The organism is Pseudomonas oryzihabitans, from assembly GCF_006384975.1.
Taxonomy (GTDB): Bacteria; Pseudomonadota; Gammaproteobacteria; order Pseudomonadales; family Pseudomonadaceae; genus Chryseomonas; species Chryseomonas psychrotolerans_B.
The window spans coordinates 1,276,833-1,295,709 of the sequence record NZ_CP021645.1 but is presented as its reverse complement, the minus strand read 5'-3'; the positions used below and the strand labels follow the sequence as shown (position 1 = coordinate 1,295,709).

Genomic DNA, 18,877 nt, shown 5'->3' with positions numbered 1-18,877 from the left:
CGCGACTGGCTAGACAGGACCTTGCGCAAGTACCGCTTCGATGGCCTGGGCAACCCGCTCGACGTCATCCGGCGTCATGTCTGGAAACAACGGGATGGAGCACAGCCGCGCCGAATTCCATTCGCTGTTGGGGAGCGCCAGCGCGGGCCAGCGCTCGCGGTACCAGGGATGCAGGTGGGTCGCGGTGAAGTGGATACCGGTGCCGATGCCACGGGCCTTGAGGCCGGCCATGAAGGCTTCGCGATCCAGTCCGCAGCGCTCGGGGCAGATGCGCAGGATGTACAGGTGCCAGGCGTGGGTCTGGGGGTAGCCCGGGACCAACAGCGGTAGTACCGGAAGCCCAGCCAGGCGCTGCCCGTAAGCCTGAGCCAGGCGTGCGCGCTGAGCGTTGATCTCGCCCAGGCGATCCAGTTGCACCAGCGCCAGGGCGGCATGGATGTCCGAGAGGTTGTACTTGAAGCCGGGCTCCTGCACCTGGGCCTGGGGCTTGCGGCCCAGGGAGTGGCGGTCGAAGGCATCCACCGCCAGGCCATGGAATTTCAGCCGGCGCACGCGCTCGGCCAGGGTGGCGTCGTCGGTCACCAGCATGCCGCCTTCGGCGCAGGTCAGGTTCTTGATGGCGTGGAAGCTAAAGATGGCGGTGCCGCGCCGGCCGATGGGCTCGTCCTGGTAGCGGGTGCCGGCGGCGTGGGCGGCATCTTCGATCAGGGCGATGCCATGCTGCTCGGCCAGGGCACGTAGCGGGGCCAGGTCACAGCTGGCGCCAGCGTAGTGCACCGGCACGATGGCCTTGGTGCGCGGGGTGATGGCGGCGGCCACCTGCTCGGCGGAGACCATCAGGGTGTCGCGGTCGACATCGACGAACACCGGGGTGGCGCCGATCAGGGTGATCATGTTGGCGGTGGAGACCCAGGTCAGCGAGGGGGTGATCACCTCGTCGCCCGGGCCGATGTCCAGCGCCAGCAGGGTCACGTGCATGGCGGCGGTGGCCGAGCACAGGGCCACGGCGTGGGCCGCGCCCACCGAGGCGGCGAAGCGCTCTTCCAAGGCATTCGCCTTGGGCCCGGTGGTGATCCAGCCGGAGGTGAGGGCTTCACTCACGGCCGCGACTTCTTCGCTCCCGATACTGGGGCGGGAGAAGGGTAGAAAGGGTAGATCGGCGTCGAGCGTTGCAGAGCCTTGAAGCGAATTTGTCATAACACCTTGTCCGTTGGCGAAGTTCATTCAAGTCAGCTTAGTACGCCTTCAGCGAAACGCCCGACGAGTAATCGCCGGGCACTTTCGCTGATTCTTCCGGGCCGATCAATTGACGGCAGATCGCCATGAGAAGGAGCACTAGATGGCAGGCGAGAGTCTAGGGCTCGAACTTTTGAGCTGAACTTCCAGGTTGCATTTGCCTGGTTTATTGATTGTTCTAGGTGATGGCTTCACGGTTTGGCAATGCCTATGTCAGGGCGTCGATTCATGATCGAGGCATAGATGACCAGGGCGAGCAGGATGGAAAGGAGTACCAGGGAAGAACCCAGGGTGCCGAAGTCCAGGCCGCCATGATCTCGAGGCTTGGTAAGCACATCGCCCAAGGTGGCACCAAACGGCCGAGTCAGCACGAAGGCGACCCAGAAGATCAATACCGAAGAGAGCCGGGTTGCATAGTGCAGTATGGCCATCAGGGCGATCAGGCTGCCAATCAGCAGGGCGCCGCCGGCGAAGCCCAGGCCGGAGTCGTCGGCCAGGTAGTCACCCAGCGCCGTACCCAGGGTGTTGGAAAAGAGGATCGCGAACCAATAGAACAACTCCGCCCGGCGACTGGCGATGTGGCTCACCGAAAGACTTCTTTCGCTCAGGTACCAGAGGCAGAAGATGCTGGTCAGGATGGCGATGAGGATGACCGAGCCGGTGGCGTAACCCAGGCCCAGCGTGCGATCCATGAAGTCGGACAGGGTGGTGCCGGCGATGCTGGTCGAGAGGATGACCGTCCAGTACAGCGCCGGATGGTAGCGGCGCACCGAGAGTTGCCCGAGCAGGGTCGCCACGAAGAAGCCGATGAGGATCACCGAGCTCAGCGCGTAGCCGACCCCCAAGGTCATGGACACCAGATCCCCGGCCGTCTCGCCCAGGGTGGTTGCACAGATCTTCATGACCCAGAAAGCCAGGGTGATGTGGGGAAGCTTGTTCATGGGAAGGCACGCCAGAAAGACGGGCCGGACGAAGTGGCCGGCGAGGCGCGCATCATCGCGCCTGAATTGTCAAAAAATGGTCATGCCTTCATGAAAAAAAGCTAACCCTGACTTTTTTTGCGTCCGCTGCCGGTCCGGCGATCTTCTTGGGTGTCTCCCTGGAGCGGTGTCTGCTGGGTCAAGGCCTTCTTAATATCATCTACCCGGGTACCGGTACTTCGAACCAGGGTTTCCAGCGCCGTTATGGAGATGCCAAGCCGCTTCGACCAGAAGTGCAGTTCGGAGGGCTCCCTTATATTGATCAGCAGGCAGTCCTTGTTGTCGTTTGCTTGCGCTGAGCTTTCTTCTTTCAATACTCGGTCTCTTAACTCAGACGGAAGAAGGGTGGCATTTAGGATGTAATTAGTCAGTCTTTAGGGCTGGCTGGTATTCGTCGCCACTTGTTCTCGAACCCTAGATCAAGATAGATGCATTATTGCGGCGCGCGCTCGGTCGGCCATGTACCGACCGAGCGGATTTGGTCTGTCCGGTAGCCTTCAGGTCACTGGACGACTCTATTCGCGCGGCGAATCCAGTCTATCTGGCTCGCGGCTTTTGCAACGGCCAGGTAAGGGAGCACTGCCCGTTGAAACTTGGAAATTGTCGCTGTGGTGAAACATTGAGTGACAAATAGTCTCGCTAAAGGCCGTTCAGTAGGCAGCCACGACCAGCGAGGCCTCATCCCGCTCGACCAGCCTCGCGCCCAGCGACTGCCTGGCAAGGAGTTTCACCCGCTCACCGCTAGCCTCCGCTGGGCCGCACGAATGACCGTGCCGCTGGTTACCGCGCGGCTGCGTAGGCCTTCAAGGCCTGCTCCAGGTCCTGGGTCAGCAGGGCTTCGTCCTCAAGTCCGACGGAAATCCGTACTACGGGCTGATCGGTGGGTGAGTAGCGGCGAGCGCGTTGGAGTTCGGCCGGGTAGTAGGCGATCAGGCTGCGGGTTCCGCCCCAGCTGGCGCCAATCGGGAAGAGCTGCAGGGTGTTGAAAAAGGCCGCGAAGGCGGACTCCTGCTCCGTGGGCGTCAGGATGACCGACAGCAGGCACCCGCAGCCTTGAAACTGTTCTCGCCAGATTCGATGGCCCGGGTCGCTTTCCAGTGCGGGAAACAGCACCTGCTCGACCATGGGCTGGGTCTCCAGCCAACGCGCCACGCTCAGCGCCTTGCGGCTCTGTTCGCGGAGCCGCAGTGGGTAGGTCTGCAGGCCTCGCTCTACCAGGAAGCAGTCTTCCGGACTGGTCGCCTGGCCGAAGACGCTTTGGGTTTCCCGCAAGGTAGCGTAATGCTCCCGGTCGTTGAGGCTGATACTGCCCATCAACAGGTCGGAGTGACCGCCCAGGTATTTGGTGACGGCCTGGATGACGAAATCGACACCGTGGTCGAGGGCTTTGCAGAACAGCGGACTGGCCCAGGTATTGTCCATCATCGTCAGAACGCCATGGCGCCGGGCGATACGGGTGATGGCGTCTATATCCTGCATTTCCATGGTGACCGTGCCAGGGGCTTCCAGGCAGATCATTCGGGTATTCGAACAGATCAGCGACTCGATACCGTCATCCAGGGTCGGCGGGTAGAACTCGACATCCACGCCCATCCGCTGCAACCACAGCTCGGCGAAGGCCTTCAAGGAGCCATAGCAGGAGTCGGCGATGAGCAGATGATCGCCCCCGCGGACGAAGGCAAGCAAGGTGGTGATCAGGGCCGCGGCGCCGGAAGGCAGCACCAGGCAATGCTGGGCACCTTCGAGCTGGGCGATCTTGCTCTCCAACTGGCGCGCGGTCGGGGTACCCGTTATGCCGTAGCTGTACCCGTCGGGCTGCCGGCGCTTGCGGTCCACGAAGTCTTCGAAGCTATCGAAGACCACCGTTGAACCGCGCCACACCGGGGGCGAAAGGCTGGCGTAGGGATTTCCTGCGAAGTCGATGGTTTTCATGGAGAGGGCCTGTCAGCGAGTCCGTGTCCGGCCCATTGTTGGCTGGACCGGAACCAGCGGCTAGCTCTAGGATTATCAAGTCGATAAGCCAGGCTTATAGGTCTTCTGCATGGGTGTGCGAGATATCGAGGTGTTCCGCGTAGTGATGAGCGCGGGAAGTACCAGCAAGGCAGCCCAGGTGCTGGGTGTCAGCCAGCCGGCCGTCAGCCAGTCGATTCGCAAGTTGGAAAGCAGCGCAGGGCTGCAGCTGTTTCACCGTGCCCATGGTCGTCTGATTGCGACCGAGGAAGCCCGGGCGCTGCTGATCGATGTCGACAAGCTGTTCATCGGTATGGATGCCATCGAACATCGCATCAAGAGTCTGAAGCAGTTCGGCACCGGCAGACTGGCCATCGCGGTACATCCCCTGATGGGCAATGCGTTCATGCCGCGTGCCCTGGCTGAGTTCGATCTCGAGCAAAGGGACATCCGGGTTTCCCTGCGTGTGCAGAGTTCGCGGGAGGTGCATCAGGAGGTATCTGCCGGACTCTGCGATTTTGGCGTCATGGCCGACGAAATGCCGGCCGCCGGACTCGAACATTCCGAGTTCATGAACGAGCCGGGGGTGATCGCCTTGCCTCAGGGGCATCCGCTGACCCGGAAATCGTCCATTGCGGCCAGGGATCTGGCGGGTTGCGAGTTCATCGCCCTCAATCCGGAAGACAGCAGTCGCCGCCGCCTGGAGGTCGCCCTCGATTCGGCAGGCGTGGCCTTGAACGTAAGGGTGGAAACGGCTTACCTGCATACGATCTGCAATCTGGTGCTGAGGGGCACCGGAGTGGCCTTCATCAATCCCCTGGCGGCGCTCGATTTCGTCGACCGGGGCTTGGTCATCAGACCTTTCGACCTGGATGTGCGAACACGAAGCCTGCTGGTGTTCCGTCCTGGAAAGCCGCTCTCGGATACGGCGCGAAAACTGCTCAAGGTCATGCGGATACAGCTCGCGAAGGACCTCGAATTCATCAAGCAGTACCTGTCGAGATGAATCCGCTCGATTGGCAGGGCGTGTCGCGACAGGGATGGCTCGGCAGTGCGACTCCGGCGTACTTGGCACAGACCGGCGCCGCCTGGATGTAGCATCCGGTTACGTCCCGCTTTTTGACGATTGATTCACCCCCACCTAGCGTCAAGAGGTTGCGCATTCGTCTGACGATTGCGCGCCATCGGAATACCAACCTAGGCAATGGGAGTGTCAGATGTCTTTTGCTCGTTCGGCCTTGGCCAACCGCTTGTCCGCTGTTCTTCTCGCCGCCGCGACCGCCACCCTGGCGTTGCCCCTGGCTGCCGCGCCTGGCGTCGAGGGTGCCTTTACCGCCGTGCAGGGCGATGCCCGGGTGACCAAGGCGTTGGAAGCGCTGCGCGCCGATGATGGGCGCACCTTCGAGGAACAGAAGCACATCGCCCAGATTCCCGCGCCGCCGTTCAAGGAACAGGTGCGGGCAGAGTATTACCTCAAGCGCTTCCAGGCGCTGGGGCTCAAGGATGCCAGCATCGCCCAGGAGGGCTATGTGATCGCCACCCGCAAGGGTAGTGGCCAGGGGCCACAACTGGTGGTGTCGGCGCATCTGGATACGGTATTTCCCGAGGGCACTGACCTCAAACTCAAGGAACAGGACGGCAAGACCTTCGGCCCCGGCATCGGTGATGACGCCCTCAACAAGAGCGGCATCGAGACGGTGGGTGATCTGATCTTCGTCGGCACCGTGGGCGAGGAGGAGCTGGGCAACCTGCGCGGGGTGAAGGCGCTGTTCAAGGATCGCCAGGGCATCGATGGCTTCATCTCGGTGGATGGCATCGACGTGCGCCGGGTGGTCAATCGGGGCACCGGCAGCCACCGCTACGAGATCACCTTCAAGGGGCCGGGTGGCCACAGCTTCGGTGAATTCGGTCGCCCCAGCGCCATCCATGCCATGGGCCGGGCCATCGCCAAGATCGCCGAGGTGCGGCCGCCCAAGGAGCCCAAGACCACCTTCACCGTGGGCACCGTGCAGGGTGGCACCTCGGTCAATGCCATCGCCGCCGAGGCGCGCCTGACCCTGGACATGAGATCCAACGAGGAGGCCGCGCTGCTGGCGGAGGAAAAGGAAATTCTGGCCCTGGTGCAGGACGCGGTGAAGGAAGAAAACCAGCGCTGGGATACCGACCAGATATCCGTCGAGGTGAAGCTGATCGGGGATCGTCCGGCCGGTGGCACGGCGGAGGATTCACCCATGGTACAGACGGCGCAGCGTTCCATCGCCGTAGTCACCAGTGGTGCCAAGGTCACCCTCAGCGGCGGCAGTACCGACTCCAATACCGCCATGGCCCTCGGCGTGCCGGCCATGACCATCAGCGGTGGCGGGGAGGGCGGCAGCGCCCACTCGCTGGCGGAATGGTACAAGCCGGTCAACGCCTACCAGGGCCCGCAGAACGTGCTGCTGACGAGCCTGACCCTGGTGGGCATCAAGGGCGTCAGCGAGCCGGTGCTCCAGGCGCACGGCCAGTAGTGGCAGGCCGGCCCTGACCCCCGTCCCTTGCCGGCAGGGGTCAGGCCCGGCGGCCTCATTCGCGCGCTGGCTTCAATCTCAGGCAGGCCAGGGAGCTGATCAGGATCGCCAGCCCGGACAGCGGATACAGCAGGGTGGATGGCACCAGCGGAATGAGAAAGCCGGCCAGCAGCGGACCGACGCTGGCGCCCACGTCGCGCCACATGGCGTTGGAGGCCAATGCCGGTACCCGCGCCTGACCGGGATGCCGTTCGGCGACCATGGTCACCACCAGCGGGATCTGCAGCGCGCGCAGGATGAGCACGCCGCCGGCACCGAGGATCAGCCAGTGAAAGCCGAACGCGGTCAGCGACAGGGCGGTCAGCGTCGAACAGGCCACCAGCATCTTCGCCGCCCCATAGCGGTCCGCCGCCCGGCCGCCCAGAGGGCTGAGCAGCATGTCCGATACGTAACGCAACGCCATGAGCAGGCCGGCGATCAGGACCGCATCACCGCCCAGCACCGCCTGGGAAAAGGCCGATAGACCGAAGATGAACAGGCCATCCAGGGTCACGCCCTCGATGAAGGACCAGGTGACGATGCGGTCCGGCCAGCGCAGGCGTCGTCCGGGTTCGGGCAGCTGGTGCCCGGCGCTGGGCAAACCGGCGGCGAGGGCCAGGCCGACCAGGCAGAGCCCGCTGCTCAGCAGCAGGACCGCCCGCGGACCATAGTGCAGGGTGAGCCAGGCACCCGCGGACAGGGCGAGCATCGGGCCGATGGCGATGAGGGCACGCGAGGTACCGGTGCGGCGGGCGGCACCGGCCGGGTCGGCGGTGGCCAGCACCTGGGTGGACAGGTTGAAGGTGGCGAAACTCAGGCCCCAGGCCAGGCGCAGCCCGAGCAGCGCCCAAAAGCCCGAGAGGTTGGCATTGCCAAGGGCGCAAAGGGCGGCCACCGCGGCCGCCACCATCAGGCTGCGGCGATCACCGTAGCGGGCATAGAGCCGCACCACGTAGCGATAGCCGACGATGCGGATCACCCGGTTGGCGGCCAGCAGGATGCCGGCCTCGATCAGGCTGATGCCGAAGCTTGGGGCGTACATCGGCAGGACGAGATAGAGCAATACGTCGCTGGGCAGGCAGCAGGCGAGGACGATGGCCGCGCGCCGGGAGGCCTGATCGACGGACCGGGAAGAGGTCATGCAGAAGGGATTCCTGTAGCGGAGGTGACGTCCAGCCCTTCGGTCGGCGGCTGGACAGCGGATTGCAGGGGATGGCTGTGCCGGACAGTCGCCTGGCAGAGGGGGCTACTGCAACGAGACTGTCATTATCTCTTCTTTTGCAAGAGGTGTCCGCCAGGCGAAACGGCTGAACTAACCCGGCGCGCGGGCAATCCTTTTCAGTGCGTCTTGCCGCGCAGTGGCTGTCCCGCCCTGCCACGTCCCGTCATGAAAAGGAGTCGTCAGTGACCGTAGCTGCCCACCATTACCACCCTGTCCGGCCCGGCCCGCTGCACGCGCTGCTGCTGGCGGGCTCCGTGCCGCTGTTCGTCGGCGGCTTGCTCAGCGACATCGCCTACTACCAGACCATGCAGATCCAGTGGGCCAACTTCGCCGCCTGGCTGATCGCCGGCGCCCTGTTGCTGTCCGGTCTGGCCCTGCTGTTCGCTCTGGGTAATCTCTTCGGCGCCCGTTTCCGCGGCCGGCGACCCGCAGCCTATTTTCTCTTGCTGCTGCTGGCCTGGGTGCTGGGGCTGGTCAACGCCTTCGAACATGCCAAGGACGCCTGGGCGGTGATGCCCGCCGGGCTGATCCTCTCGGTGGTCGTCTCGGTGCTGAGCCTCGTCGCGGCCTGGATCGGCCTCTCCAACCTGCGTTCGGAGGTGGTTCGATGAGCACTCCAAGAGCCTTGAGCGTCCTCGGTCTGGCCATGCTGCTAGCCGCCTGTGGCAACGAGGGCGGCGCCGACACCCAGGCCCGTGGTCCGGATCCCAAGCTGCCCGAACCCCAGCGCGGCCTCTTGCCGAGCATGAAGATCGCCGAGCCGGCGCCCTGGGGGGATCGTGTCCCCACCGTGCCGCAAGGCTACAAGATCACCGCCATCGCCACCGACCTGCGCATTCCACGGCAGATGCTGGTGCTGCCCAATGGCGACATCCTGGTGGCCGAGGGCCGCGGCGGCAATGCGCCCAAGCTCAAGCCCAAGGACGTCATCGCCGGCTACATCAAGGCCCAGGGCAACACCCAGGTGAAGGGTGGCAATCGCCTGACCCTGTTGCGCGATGCCGATGGCGACGGCACCTACGAACTCAAGACGGTGTTCGCCGAGAATCTCAACGCGCCTTATGGCCTGGCCTTCGCCAATGGCCGCATCTACGTGGCCAACCAGGACGCCCTGGTGAGCTTTCCCTACCAGGACGGCCAGACCCAGGCCAGCGGCGCGCCAGCCAAGCTGGTGGACCTGCCTGCGGCGATCAATCACCACTGGACCAAGGCGCTCACCGTGAGCCCCGATGGTCGCTATCTCTATGTCGGTATCGGCTCCAACAGCAACGTCGGCGAGCGGGGCATGGACGTCGAGGTGGATCGCGCGGTGATCTGGCAGATCGATGCCCAGAGCGGTGCGCACAAGAACTATGCCACCGGGGTGCGCAATCCCACGGCACTGGCCATGCAGCCCGGCAGCGGCCAGCTGTGGGCGGTGGCCAACGAGCGCGACGAAATCGGTCCCGACTTGGTGCCGGACTACCTGACCTCCATCCGTGAGGGTGGTTTCTATGGCTGGCCGTACAGCTACTGGGGGCAGAACGTCGATAGCCGAGCCCAGCCGCAGGACCCGGCCAAGGTGGCCGCCGCCATCAAGCCCGACTACAGCCTGGGCTCCCACGTCGCTGCCCTGGGGCTGAGCTTCTCCACCGCGGCGGTGGGTCCGCAGTTCGCCGAGGGCGTCTTCGTCGGTGAGCATGGCAGCTGGAACCGCGACAAGCCGGTGGGTTACCGCGTGGTCTTCGTGCCCTTCCAGCAGGGGCGGCCCGTCGGTGAACCCATCGACTTCGCCACTGGCTTCTACGGCGACGATGGCAAGACCCGTGGCCGACCGGTAGGCGTCGCGGTGGACCAGCGCGGCGGTGTCCTTATCGCCGACGATCTGGCCAATACCGTCTGGCGGGTGACGCGTACTCAATAAGCTGCGGTTCGATCCGGTCGCCGCTCTTCGGGACGGCGACCGTGATCACCCTATGCGGTGATGCAGATCGCCCAGCACCACCAGGCTGCCCACTACCATCAGCACCAGGATCAGGCTGGTGAACAACAGCAGATAGAGGTCGTGGCGGTGCGAGCGGCCCAGGCTGACATGCAGGAAGCAGCGCAGGTGTACCAGGATCTGCAGCAAGCCCAGGCCGAAGACGATGCCCAGCGTGGTTCCGCGCGGCCAGGTTGGGAATTGCACCAGGGCGATGGGGATCAGGCTCAGCGTCACGGCCAGTCCCAGGCCGATCACATAGCTCGCCAGCTCACGGCGATAGTCATCTCGCTTCATGGCAGGAGTCCTTGCAGGTAGACCACCGAGAGGATGGCGACCCAGACGATATCGAGAAAATGCCAGAACAGGCCCAGGCGCATCAGCCGGGTCTTCACCAGGGTATCCAGGCCGAATACCCGGAGCTGCGCCAGCATCACCACCAGCCACAGGCAACCGCTGGCGACGTGGACGCCGTGCATGCCCACCAGGGCGAAGAATGCCGAAAGAAAGGCGCTGCGCTGGGGCAGGGCGCCCTTGTCCGCCATGCCCAGGAAGTCGTGCAGCTCCAGGCCGAGAAAGACCAGGCCCAGGGCCAAGGTCACCAGCAGCCAGGTCACCAGGGGTCTCAGGCGACCCTCGTGGTATTTCATCGCCAGTGACGCCAGGCCATAGGTGAAGCTGCTGGCCAGCAGCACCAAGGTCTGCAGGGTCACGCTGCCGATCTCGAACACGTCGCGGGCGACCGGACCGCCAGCGGTAGCGTGCTGCAGCGTCGCGTAGATGGCGAACAGCAGCGCGAACAGCAGGGCGTCGCTCATCAGGAAGATCCAGAAGCCGAACAAAGAATACTCGGCCTTGGCGTGGGTGGCGTGATCGGTGGCGCCGACGTTGAGGCCGGCGTGGTTCATATCACGCGGACTCATGGACCCATCTCCGCAAGGCCGCGATTGCCAGGGGTGGTTTCCTCGTCGCGATTGACCGCACGCGTGGCGGCGACCCTATCTAGCCAGGCCTCGTGTTCACGGCGGATCTCGGCCGCCGAGATCAATCGCTCGGTATCGCGCTGGAAACTGCGCGCTATCACCGCGCCCCAGGCCACTACCAGGCCGAGCACAGCCATCCAGCCGATGTGCCAGACCAGGCCGAAGGCGCAGGCGAAGCCCGCCGCCCCGACGATGGCCGGCACGGCGCTGTTCTTTGGCAGCTCGATGTCGGCATAGGTGCGCGGTCGGTCATAGGCCAGCCGCTGTTCCTTGAGCCAGGTGAAGGGATCACGGTCGTTGATCGGCAGGGGCACGGCGAAGTTGTATTCCGGCGGCGGCGCGGCGACCGCCCATTCCAGGGTGCGGCCGTTCCAGGGATCGCCCACCGGTACGCGTGCCTGGTCGCGGTGGCGGATGCTCACCACCAGCTGGATCACCAGACTCGCCAGGGCGGCCAGCAGCAGGACCGCACCCACCTCGGCGACCCACAGCAGCGGGGCGAAGTCGGGATTGTGGATGGCCTGGCTGCGCCGCGGCAGGCCGGAGGCGCCCAGCACGTACAGCGGCATGAAGGCCAGGATGAAGCCCAGGCCGAAGTTCAGCGCGGCGATGCGTCCCCAGCGCTCGTCGAGGCGGAAGCCGAAGGCTTTGGGAAACCAGAAGTGGTAGCCCGCCAGCATGCCGAACAGCATTCCCGGGATCAGCATGTTGTGGAAGTGGGCGACCAGATAGACGGTGTTGTGCACCTGGTAGTCCACCGGTGGCGTAGCCAGGGTGATGCCGGTGAGGCCACCGATGACGAACAGCATGATGAACATCACCGCATAGATCAGCGGCGTGGTCAGGCGGATGCGGCCACGGAACATGGTCGCCATCCAGTCGTAGATCTTCACCCCGGTGGGAATGCCGATGAGCATGGTGGCGATGCCGAACACCGCGTTGATTTTCGGCGACTGGCCCATGGTGAAGAAGTGGTGCAGCCAGACGGTGAAGGACAGCACGGCGATCACCAGGGTGGCCCAGACCAGCGAGTGGTAGCCATAGAGCCGCTTGGTGGAAAAGGTCGAGAACACCTCGGAGAAGACGCCGAAGGCCGGCAGGATGAGGATGTACACCTCCGGGTGGCCGAACAGCCAGAACAGATTGATGTAGTTCATCAGGTTGCCGCCCTGGGTGTTGGTGAAGAAGTGGAAATCCAGGTAACGGTCCAGGGCTAATAGCAGGGTGGCCACAGTCAGGGGCGGCATGGCGAAGATCATCAGGATGCTGGTGCACAGCGCCGTCCAGCTGAACAGCGACATATGGAACAGGCGCATCCCCGGCGCTCTTTCCTTGTAGAGGGTGACGGCGAAGTTCAGGCCGGTGAGGGTGCTGCCGAGGGAGCTGAGGGTCAGCGCCCAGATCCAATAGTCGGGGCCGACGCCGGGCTGGTATTCGGCGCCGGTATAGGGCGGATAGCCGCTCCAGCCACCGGTGGAGAAGCGGCCCAGTACCAGGGACACCATCACCAGCGCCGCGCCGGCCACGGTCAGCCAGAGACTGATGGCATTGAGCAGCGGAAAGCGCACGTCGCGGGCGCCGATCTGCAGCGGCATGGCGAAGTTGATCAGCCCGGTGAGGAAGGGCATGGCGACGAAGAACACCATGATGGTGCCATGGGTGCTGAACAACTGGCCGAAGTGCTCGGGCGGCAGATAGCCGGGTGCATCGACCGCCAGGGCCTGCTGGGTGCGCATCATCACCCCTTCCACCACGCCACGGCTGAACATCACCAGGGCTAGCACCACATACATGATGCCGATGCGCTTGTGGTCCAGGCTGGTGAACCACTCCTGCCAGAGATAGCGCCACTTGCCGAGCCAGGTGATCACCCCGGCGGTAGCCAGGGCGCCGAGGATGACCACGCTGGCGCCGCAGGTGGCGACCAGGCTGTAGAAGGGCAGGGCGTCATAGCCCAAGCGACCGAAGAGGAAGTGCCAGAGGGCCGAGGATTCAGTCATGGTCGGCTCCCTTGAAAGCGTCGCAGGCGGGCACCGGGTGTTGGCGATAGCGCGCCAGCACCCAGGCGAAGAGGGCGGGTTGGGTCAGGCGCAGCTCGGCGGCCTGCTCCAGTGTGCCGGGGCGGGCCAGTACCTGGTAATGAGCACAGTCCAGGGCCGCACGGGACTGGCGCACGCGCTGGGTCCAGGCTTGGAAGTCCTGCGCGTCCAGCACCCGGATCGGGAAGTGCTGGTCCTGGAAGCCCTCGCCGCTGTACTGGGCGTTGCGGCCCTCGAACTGGCCGGGTGCCGGAATCTGCAGGAAGCGCTGGGTCTGCATGCCGGCCATGGCGTAGATCTGGCCGCCCAGGCGCGGCAGCAGCAGGGACTGCATCACCGTATCGCTGGTGAGTCTGAGCTGCACCGGGCGACCCGCCGGTAGCACCAGTTCGTTGACTGTCGCGATGCCCTGCTCGGGATAGAGGAACAGCCATTTCCAGTCCAGACCGATCACCTGGACTTCCAGGGGCGCCTCGCTGGGCGTCGGCGAGCGATAGGGGTCGAGGCTGTGGGTGCGAGTCCAGACCAGTACCGCCAGCACCGCCACCACCAGCGCCGGCACGCCCCAGGCGAAGATGTCCAGCAGCCAGGAGAATTCCCAGCGTGGCCGGTAGGCGGCGCGGTCATTGCCGTGGCGATAACGCCAGACGATCAACGGGGTGAGCAGGATCACCGGCAGCACCACGATCAGCGTCAGGCCGACGATCCACAGCAGCAGGTCGCGTTCGCCAATGGCGGCGAGGCCCGCCGGGGCGAGAAAGCCATGCTGCAGCGGCGAGCAGCCACCCAGCGAGAACAGGAGCGACAGCAGGCATCTCGAGTGGACTGCGCGGCGGCTGCCGGTGGAAGGCGAGGGACTCGCGAGGGACATGGGCGATCGGACCGTAACCAGTTATTGCAGCCAACAGACCCCAGGCAAGCGGCGGGCGTTCACCACTGGCTGGCCCTTGGCTAGCGTGGCGCTTCGCCCTCACCCTGGTCCGCCGCTCTGGCATGGGCTTTTCGGCGACTGGTCAGCTGGGCTCGGTTTTCCACTGGCCGAGCAGGATGGCGACGAATTTCTCGGCGGCAGGCGACAGCGAGGCGCCCCGGCGCGAGACCAGGCCCAGGGTGCGCGTCACCTCGGGTTCGCTGAGGGGCACACTGACCAGGGTCGGGTGATCGGCGTCCGGCATGGCCAGGCTGGGCATGGCCGAGACCCCCAGGCCGGCTTCCACCATACCCAGCGACGTGGACAGGTGCTGCACCTCATAGAACCACTTGGGGCGGATGCCGCGGGCGGAGAGGGCGTGGTCGAGCAGCACCCGGTTGCCGCTCAGGCGGCCCACGCCGATCAAGCGATGATCGACCAGTTCGGCCCAACTGACCGAACTGCGCTCGGCCAATACGTGGTCGCGGCGGCAGGCGAGCACGAATTGCTCCTGCACCAGGGGCACGAATTCGATGTCCGGGTGCTGGCCGCTGAGCATGTTGATGCCGAAGTCGGCCTCGCCGCGCAGCACGGCTTCCAGGCCATCGTTGGCGCTGAGGTCGAGCAGGCGGATGCGGATCTTGGGGTATTGCTCGTTGTACTGGCGGATCACCGAGGGCAGGAAGTAGAAGGCCGCGGTGGGGATGCAGGCCAGGGTGACCTGACCGGTCTGGCGTTCGGCCAGCTCGCGGATGCTGAGGATGGAGTCCTCGAAGTCGTCCAGCAGCCGGCGAGCCTTGGGCAGGAAATCCCGACCCACGCTGGTGAGGCCCACCCGACGAGTGGTGCGTTCGAGCAGGGGCGTGCCGAGTCCGTCTTCCAGCTTCTTGATGCGGCGGCTAAGGGCGGGTTGGGACAGGTGCAGCGCATCGGCGGCCTCGTGGAAGCTGCCCAGTTCGGCGATTTTCACGAAAGATCGAATGTCTTGCAGCTCGTAATCCATGAATGGCCTCTGCCCGAGCGACGGAATTATTGATTATCTAGGTGGAATAATAGCGACGATATTTGCATTGGATAGATTTATGCGGGGCTGCCAATCTTGTCTCCAGAACATCAATAACCGCTATTGATCAACAAGAGTCAGCAGTCATGCAACGTATTCCGTGCGTTCTCATGCGGGGCGGTACCTCCAAGGGCCCCTTCTTCCATGCCAGCGACCTGCCCAGCGATCCCGCCGCGCGCGACGAGATGCTGATCGACCTCATGGGTGCCGGCCACGAGCTGGAAATCGACGGCATCGGTGGCGGCAGCCCCCAGACCAGCAAGGTCGCCATCATCAGCCCCTCCAGCCATCCCGACGCCGACGTGGACTATCTGTTCGTCCAGGTGATGGTCGCCGAGCGTCGCGTCGATACCGCGCCCAATTGCGGCAACATGCTCTGCGCCGTGGGCCCCTTCGCGGTCGAGCAGGGCCTAGTCGCGGCGCGCGAGGGCAAGACCCTGGTGCGCATCCGCAACCTCAATACCAACAGCTTCGTCGACTCCCTGGTGCAGACCCCCGGTGGCCAGGTGCGCTACGAAGGCGACACCGCCATCGACGGCGTGCCCGGCACCGCCGCGCCGGTCCAGCTGACCTTTCTCGACGCCGTCGGCAGCAAGACCGGCCAGCTCTTTCCCACCGGCCAGGCCAGCGATGTCTTCGATGGCGTGCCGGTGACCTGCATCGACATGGCCATGCCGATGATGATCGTCGAGGCCCGCCACCTGGGCGTCACCGGCAGCGAGCGCCCGGCCGATCTGGACGCCAACGCGGCGCTGCTGGCCCGGCTGGAAGGGCTGCGCCTGCAGGCCGGTCGGGCCATGGGCCTGGGCGATGTCAGCGGCAAGGTGATTCCCAAGCCGGTGCTGATCTCCCGGCCGCAACACGGCGGCACCCTGCAGGTGCGCTACTTCATGCCGCACAATTGCCACCGCGCCCTGGCCATCACCGGTTCCATCGGCCTGGCCACCGCTTGCGTCACCCCGAGCACCGTGGTGATGGAGCTGTTGGGCGAAGCCGCGGCCGATCTGACCCAGGTGCGCCTCGAACATCCCAGCGGCGGTATCGACGTGGTGCTGTCGCGCGGCGGCGCGGACGGCACTACCATCCAGGCGTCGGTCGTCCGCACCGCCAGGCGGCTATTTTCCGGTCATGTCTATGCGCCTACTGCGCGGAGGCTCGCCGGCTAACGCAACACCCCCAACCACCAGCGCATCCGCACAACTTCAATAAACGGTGATGCCTCATGAAACTTGCCAAATCGCTGTACTTCCAGATCCTCTGCGCCGTGGTCCTCGGGGTAGTGGTCGGTCACTTCTGGGCGCAACAGGCGGTGGCGCTCAAACCCCTGGGTGACGCCTTCATCAAGCTGGTCAAGATGATGATCGCGCCCGTGGTGTTCTGCACCATCGTCACCGGCATCGCCGGCATGACCGACAAGAGCAGTCTGGGTCGGCTGATGGGCAAGACGCTGTTGCTGTTCCTGGTGCTCACCGTGATCAGCCTGTTCATCGGCCTCGGCGCGGTCTACCTGTTCCGGCCCGGCGTGGGCATGAACATAGATCCCGCGACCCTGAGCACCGCCAGCATCGCCCAGTACACGGCGTCGGCGGCCAAGCTCAGCGTGGTCGACTTCTTCATGCACATCATCCCGGACACCTTCATGGGGGCGTTCAACAAGGGTGAGGTGCTGCCGGTGCTGTTCATCGCCGTGCTCTGCGGCTTCGCCCTGTCCTCCATGGGCGAGCGCGGCAAGCCGGTGCTGAACGTGCTGGAGTCGGCTTCGCAGATGGTCTTCCGCATCTTCGGCTACCTGATGCGCTTCGCCCCGGTCGGTGCCTTCGGCGCCCTGGCCTTCACCGTGGGCCAGTACGGCATCACCTCGCTGGGCTCCCTGGCCAAGCTGATCATGACGCTGTACATCGCCTGCGCCTTCTTCGTCTTCGTGGTGCTGGGCGCGCTGTGCCGCGCGCGGGGTTTCAGCCTGTGGCAGCTCTTGCGCTACTTCCGCGAGGAATTCCTGGTGGTACTGGGCACCTCGTCCACCGAGCCGGTGCTGCCGCGCATGCTGCAGAAGCTCGAAGCCCTGGGTTGCAAGAAGGGCGTGGTCGGCCTGGTGCTGCCCACCGGCTACTCCTTCAACCTGGACGGCACCGCCATCTACCTGTCGCTGGCGGCCATCTTCATCGCCCAGGCCTGCAACATCGACCTCACGATCGGCCAGACCCTGACCATGCTGGCGATCATGCTGCTGTCCTCCAAGGGCGCGGCGGGCGTCACCGGGAGCGGCTTCGTCGCCCTGGCCTCGACCCTCACGGTGATCCACGACATCCCCCTGGCCGGCCTGGCGCTGCTCATCGGCATCGACCGCTTCATGTCCGAAGCCCGCGCCCTGACCAGCCTGGCCAGCAACGCCGTGGCCACCGTGGTGATCTCGCTGTCCGAAGGCGCCTGTGACCGGGAGCGACTGATGCGCACCCTGGCCAGCGGCAAGGCCGAACCCCTGGCGGTACCCGATGCCGCCGAGTGGACTGCGCCAGACGTCCGTCCCCACGCCTGATCGCTATACCCTGACCACCGTTTCAGCCCACCTCCGCGCCGTCAGCTGGCCGGAGGTAGGGATCGGCTGCGCTCTGCGCAGCCATCGATACGCCAATAATCACAACAACAATCCGGGATACGCCCATGCTCGCACTCCTCGGTTTGATCATGGTGGTGACCTTCACCTACCTGATCATGAGCAAACGCCTGTCGCCCATCGTGGCGCTCACCGTGGTACCCATCGTCTTCGCCCTAATCGGCGGCTTCGCGCCCACCACCGGCAAGATGATGCTCGACGGCCTGAAGATGGTGGCACCCTCGGCGGCTCTGCTGCTGTTCGCCATCCTCTTCTTCGGCCTGATGATCGATGCGGGGCTGTTCGATCCGCTGATCCGCAAGATCCTCAAGCGAGTCAACGGCGATCCGGTGAAGATCGCCATCGGCACGGCGCTGCTCTCGCTGCTGGTAGCCCTGGACGGCGATGGCACCACCACCTACATGATCACCTGCGCCGCCATGCTGCCGCTGTACAAGCGTATCGGCATGGACCCCATGGTGCTGGCGACCGTCTCCATGCTCTCGCTGAGCATCATGAGTGGCATGAGTCCCTGGGGCGGCCCGGCCACCCGCGCCATCGCGGCCCTGGGCCTGGACGCGACCGCCTACTTCATCCCCATGCTGCCCACGGTGATCGGCGGGGGCGCCTGGGTGGTATTCACCGCCTTCCTGCTCGGCCGGCGCGAGCGCGCTCGCATCGGCAACATCAGCCTGGCGAGCGGCGGGGCCAATGGCGGCAAGTGCTACATCGAAGAGATCCTCGGCGATTCGCCGACCAAGCGGCCGCGCCTGGCCTACGTCAACCTGGTGCTGGTGATCGCGGTGATGACCGCCCTGGTCATGGGGCTCATGCACGCCGCCATCCTGTTCATGATCGGCTTCGTGCTGGCGCTGATGATCAACTATCCGCAACTGGAGTTGCAGAAGGAACGCATCCTGGCCCATTCCGGCAACGCCATGACCGTGGTGCTACTGGTGTTCGCCGCGGGCATCTTCGCCGGCATCTTCTCCGGCACCAAGATGGTCGACGCCCTGGCGCAGACCCTGGTGGACTGGATTCCGCCGGCTTGGGGCCACTGGTTCCCGCTGGTAGTAGCCATCACCAGCATGCCGCTGACCTTCGTACTCTCCAACGATGCCTATTACTTCGGGGTAGTGCCGATCCTGGCCAATGCCGCCGCGGCCTATGGCATCGATCCGGTGGAAATCGCCCGCGCCTCGGTGCTCGGCCAGCCGGTGCATCTGATGAGTCCGCTGGTGGCGTCCACCCTGCTGCTGGTGGGCATGGTCGACCGCGACATCGGTGACTTCCAGAAGGCCACCGTCAAATGGGCGGTGCTGACCTCCCTGGTCATCACCGCCATCGCCCTGCTGACCGGCGCCATTTCCTTCTTCGTCTGACGCCGGTGGAGGG

Annotated in this window: 17 protein-coding genes; 7 read left to right on the top strand and 10 right to left on the bottom strand. The window is 64.8% G+C overall.

What is annotated here, in order from left to right; genetic code table 11:
- Positions 1–9 precede the first annotated feature (9 nt).
- From arnB to metC, 4 genes are all read right to left on the bottom strand, one after another.
- On the bottom strand, positions 10–1,197 hold the full coding sequence (arnB, locus tag CCZ28_RS05655; protein WP_140216677.1) for a UDP-4-amino-4-deoxy-L-arabinose aminotransferase: 1,188 nt from the start codon (positions 1,195–1,197) through the stop codon (positions 10–12).
- A gap of 230 nt (positions 1,198–1,427) precedes the next feature.
- Positions 1,428–2,177 carry a COG4705 family protein gene (locus CCZ28_RS05650; protein WP_140216675.1) on the bottom strand — a complete coding sequence of 250 codons (750 nt, stop codon included), beginning with the start codon at positions 2,175–2,177 and terminating at the stop codon, positions 1,428–1,430.
- A gap of 101 nt (positions 2,178–2,278) precedes the next feature.
- Positions 2,279–2,530 carry a DUF3606 domain-containing protein gene (locus CCZ28_RS05645; protein ID WP_167509213.1) on the bottom strand — a complete coding sequence of 84 codons (252 nt, stop codon included), beginning with the start codon at positions 2,528–2,530 and terminating at the stop codon, positions 2,279–2,281.
- A gap of 466 nt (positions 2,531–2,996) precedes the next feature.
- Positions 2,997–4,148, bottom strand: coding sequence for a cystathionine beta-lyase (metC, locus tag CCZ28_RS05640; protein ID WP_140216671.1), 1,152 nt, complete (start codon positions 4,146–4,148; stop codon positions 2,997–2,999).
- 109 nt (positions 4,149–4,257) lie between these two features.
- Here metC and CCZ28_RS05635 point away from each other — a divergent pair, with 109 nt between their 5' ends.
- Together CCZ28_RS05635 and CCZ28_RS05630 are read left to right on the top strand one after the other, a co-directional pair.
- Positions 4,258–5,172 carry a LysR substrate-binding domain-containing protein gene (locus tag CCZ28_RS05635; RefSeq protein ID WP_140216669.1) on the top strand — a complete coding sequence of 305 codons (915 nt, stop codon included), beginning with the start codon at positions 4,258–4,260 and terminating at the stop codon, positions 5,170–5,172.
- Positions 5,173–5,383: 211 nt separating this feature from the next.
- Complete coding sequence (locus CCZ28_RS05630; RefSeq protein WP_140216667.1) at positions 5,384–6,673, top strand: M20/M25/M40 family metallo-hydrolase; 1,290 nt, start codon at positions 5,384–5,386, stop codon at positions 6,671–6,673.
- A gap of 55 nt (positions 6,674–6,728) precedes the next feature.
- Here the strand turns inward: CCZ28_RS05630 and CCZ28_RS05625 are convergent, their stop codons facing one another.
- Positions 6,729–7,853, bottom strand: a complete 1,125-nt coding sequence (locus tag CCZ28_RS05625; protein WP_140216665.1) for an MFS transporter — start codon at positions 7,851–7,853, stop codon at positions 6,729–6,731.
- Positions 7,854–8,116: 263 nt separating this feature from the next.
- On the opposite strand from CCZ28_RS05625, the gene CCZ28_RS05620 reads away from it, so the two are divergent.
- Positions 8,117–8,545: a DUF2231 domain-containing protein gene (locus CCZ28_RS05620; RefSeq protein WP_140216663.1), complete on the top strand. Its 429-nt coding sequence runs from the start codon at positions 8,117–8,119 to the stop codon at positions 8,543–8,545.
- Positions 8,542–9,837 carry a PQQ-dependent sugar dehydrogenase gene (locus CCZ28_RS05615; protein ID WP_140216661.1) on the top strand — a complete coding sequence of 432 codons (1,296 nt, stop codon included), beginning with the start codon at positions 8,542–8,544 and terminating at the stop codon, positions 9,835–9,837. The genes CCZ28_RS05620 and CCZ28_RS05615 overlap by 4 nt, the downstream gene beginning before the upstream one ends.
- A gap of 45 nt (positions 9,838–9,882) precedes the next feature.
- Here the strand turns inward: CCZ28_RS05615 and CCZ28_RS05610 are convergent, their stop codons facing one another.
- From CCZ28_RS05610 to CCZ28_RS05590, 5 genes are all read right to left on the bottom strand, one after another.
- Positions 9,883–10,191 (bottom strand): cytochrome o ubiquinol oxidase subunit IV, encoded by a 309-nt coding sequence (locus tag CCZ28_RS05610; RefSeq protein ID WP_140216659.1) that lies wholly within the window; start codon positions 10,189–10,191, stop codon positions 9,883–9,885.
- Positions 10,188–10,817, bottom strand: coding sequence for a cytochrome c oxidase subunit 3 (locus tag CCZ28_RS05605; protein WP_140216657.1), 630 nt, complete (start codon positions 10,815–10,817; stop codon positions 10,188–10,190). The genes CCZ28_RS05610 and CCZ28_RS05605 overlap by 4 nt, the downstream gene beginning before the upstream one ends.
- The gene (locus tag CCZ28_RS05600; protein WP_140216656.1) at positions 10,814–12,877 is read right to left on the bottom strand and encodes a cbb3-type cytochrome c oxidase subunit I; all 2,064 of its coding nucleotides are present in this window, start codon (positions 12,875–12,877) and stop codon (positions 10,814–10,816) included. The genes CCZ28_RS05605 and CCZ28_RS05600 overlap by 4 nt, the downstream gene beginning before the upstream one ends.
- Positions 12,870–13,787: a ubiquinol oxidase subunit II gene (locus CCZ28_RS05595; RefSeq protein WP_140216654.1), complete on the bottom strand. Its 918-nt coding sequence runs from the start codon at positions 13,785–13,787 to the stop codon at positions 12,870–12,872. The genes CCZ28_RS05600 and CCZ28_RS05595 overlap by 8 nt, the downstream gene beginning before the upstream one ends.
- A 142-nt stretch (positions 13,788–13,929) precedes the next feature.
- Positions 13,930–14,829 (bottom strand): LysR family transcriptional regulator, encoded by a 900-nt coding sequence (locus CCZ28_RS05590; RefSeq protein ID WP_140216652.1) that lies wholly within the window; start codon positions 14,827–14,829, stop codon positions 13,930–13,932.
- 146 nt (positions 14,830–14,975) lie between these two features.
- Here CCZ28_RS05590 and CCZ28_RS05585 point away from each other — a divergent pair, with 146 nt between their 5' ends.
- The 3 genes from CCZ28_RS05585 to CCZ28_RS05575 all read left to right on the top strand — a co-directional run bounded on the left by CCZ28_RS05585 (position 14,976) and on the right by CCZ28_RS05575 (position 18,864).
- On the top strand, positions 14,976–16,055 hold the full coding sequence (locus CCZ28_RS05585) for a 4-oxalomesaconate tautomerase (protein ID WP_140216650.1): 1,080 nt from the start codon (positions 14,976–14,978) through the stop codon (positions 16,053–16,055).
- A gap of 56 nt (positions 16,056–16,111) precedes the next feature.
- Positions 16,112–17,425, top strand: coding sequence for a C4-dicarboxylate transporter DctA (gene dctA / locus CCZ28_RS05580; RefSeq protein ID WP_140216648.1), 1,314 nt, complete (start codon positions 16,112–16,114; stop codon positions 17,423–17,425).
- Between the two features lie 110 nt (positions 17,426–17,535).
- Positions 17,536–18,864, top strand: a complete 1,329-nt coding sequence (locus CCZ28_RS05575; protein WP_437179205.1) for a CitMHS family transporter — start codon at positions 17,536–17,538, stop codon at positions 18,862–18,864.
- Positions 18,865–18,877 lie beyond the last annotated feature (13 nt).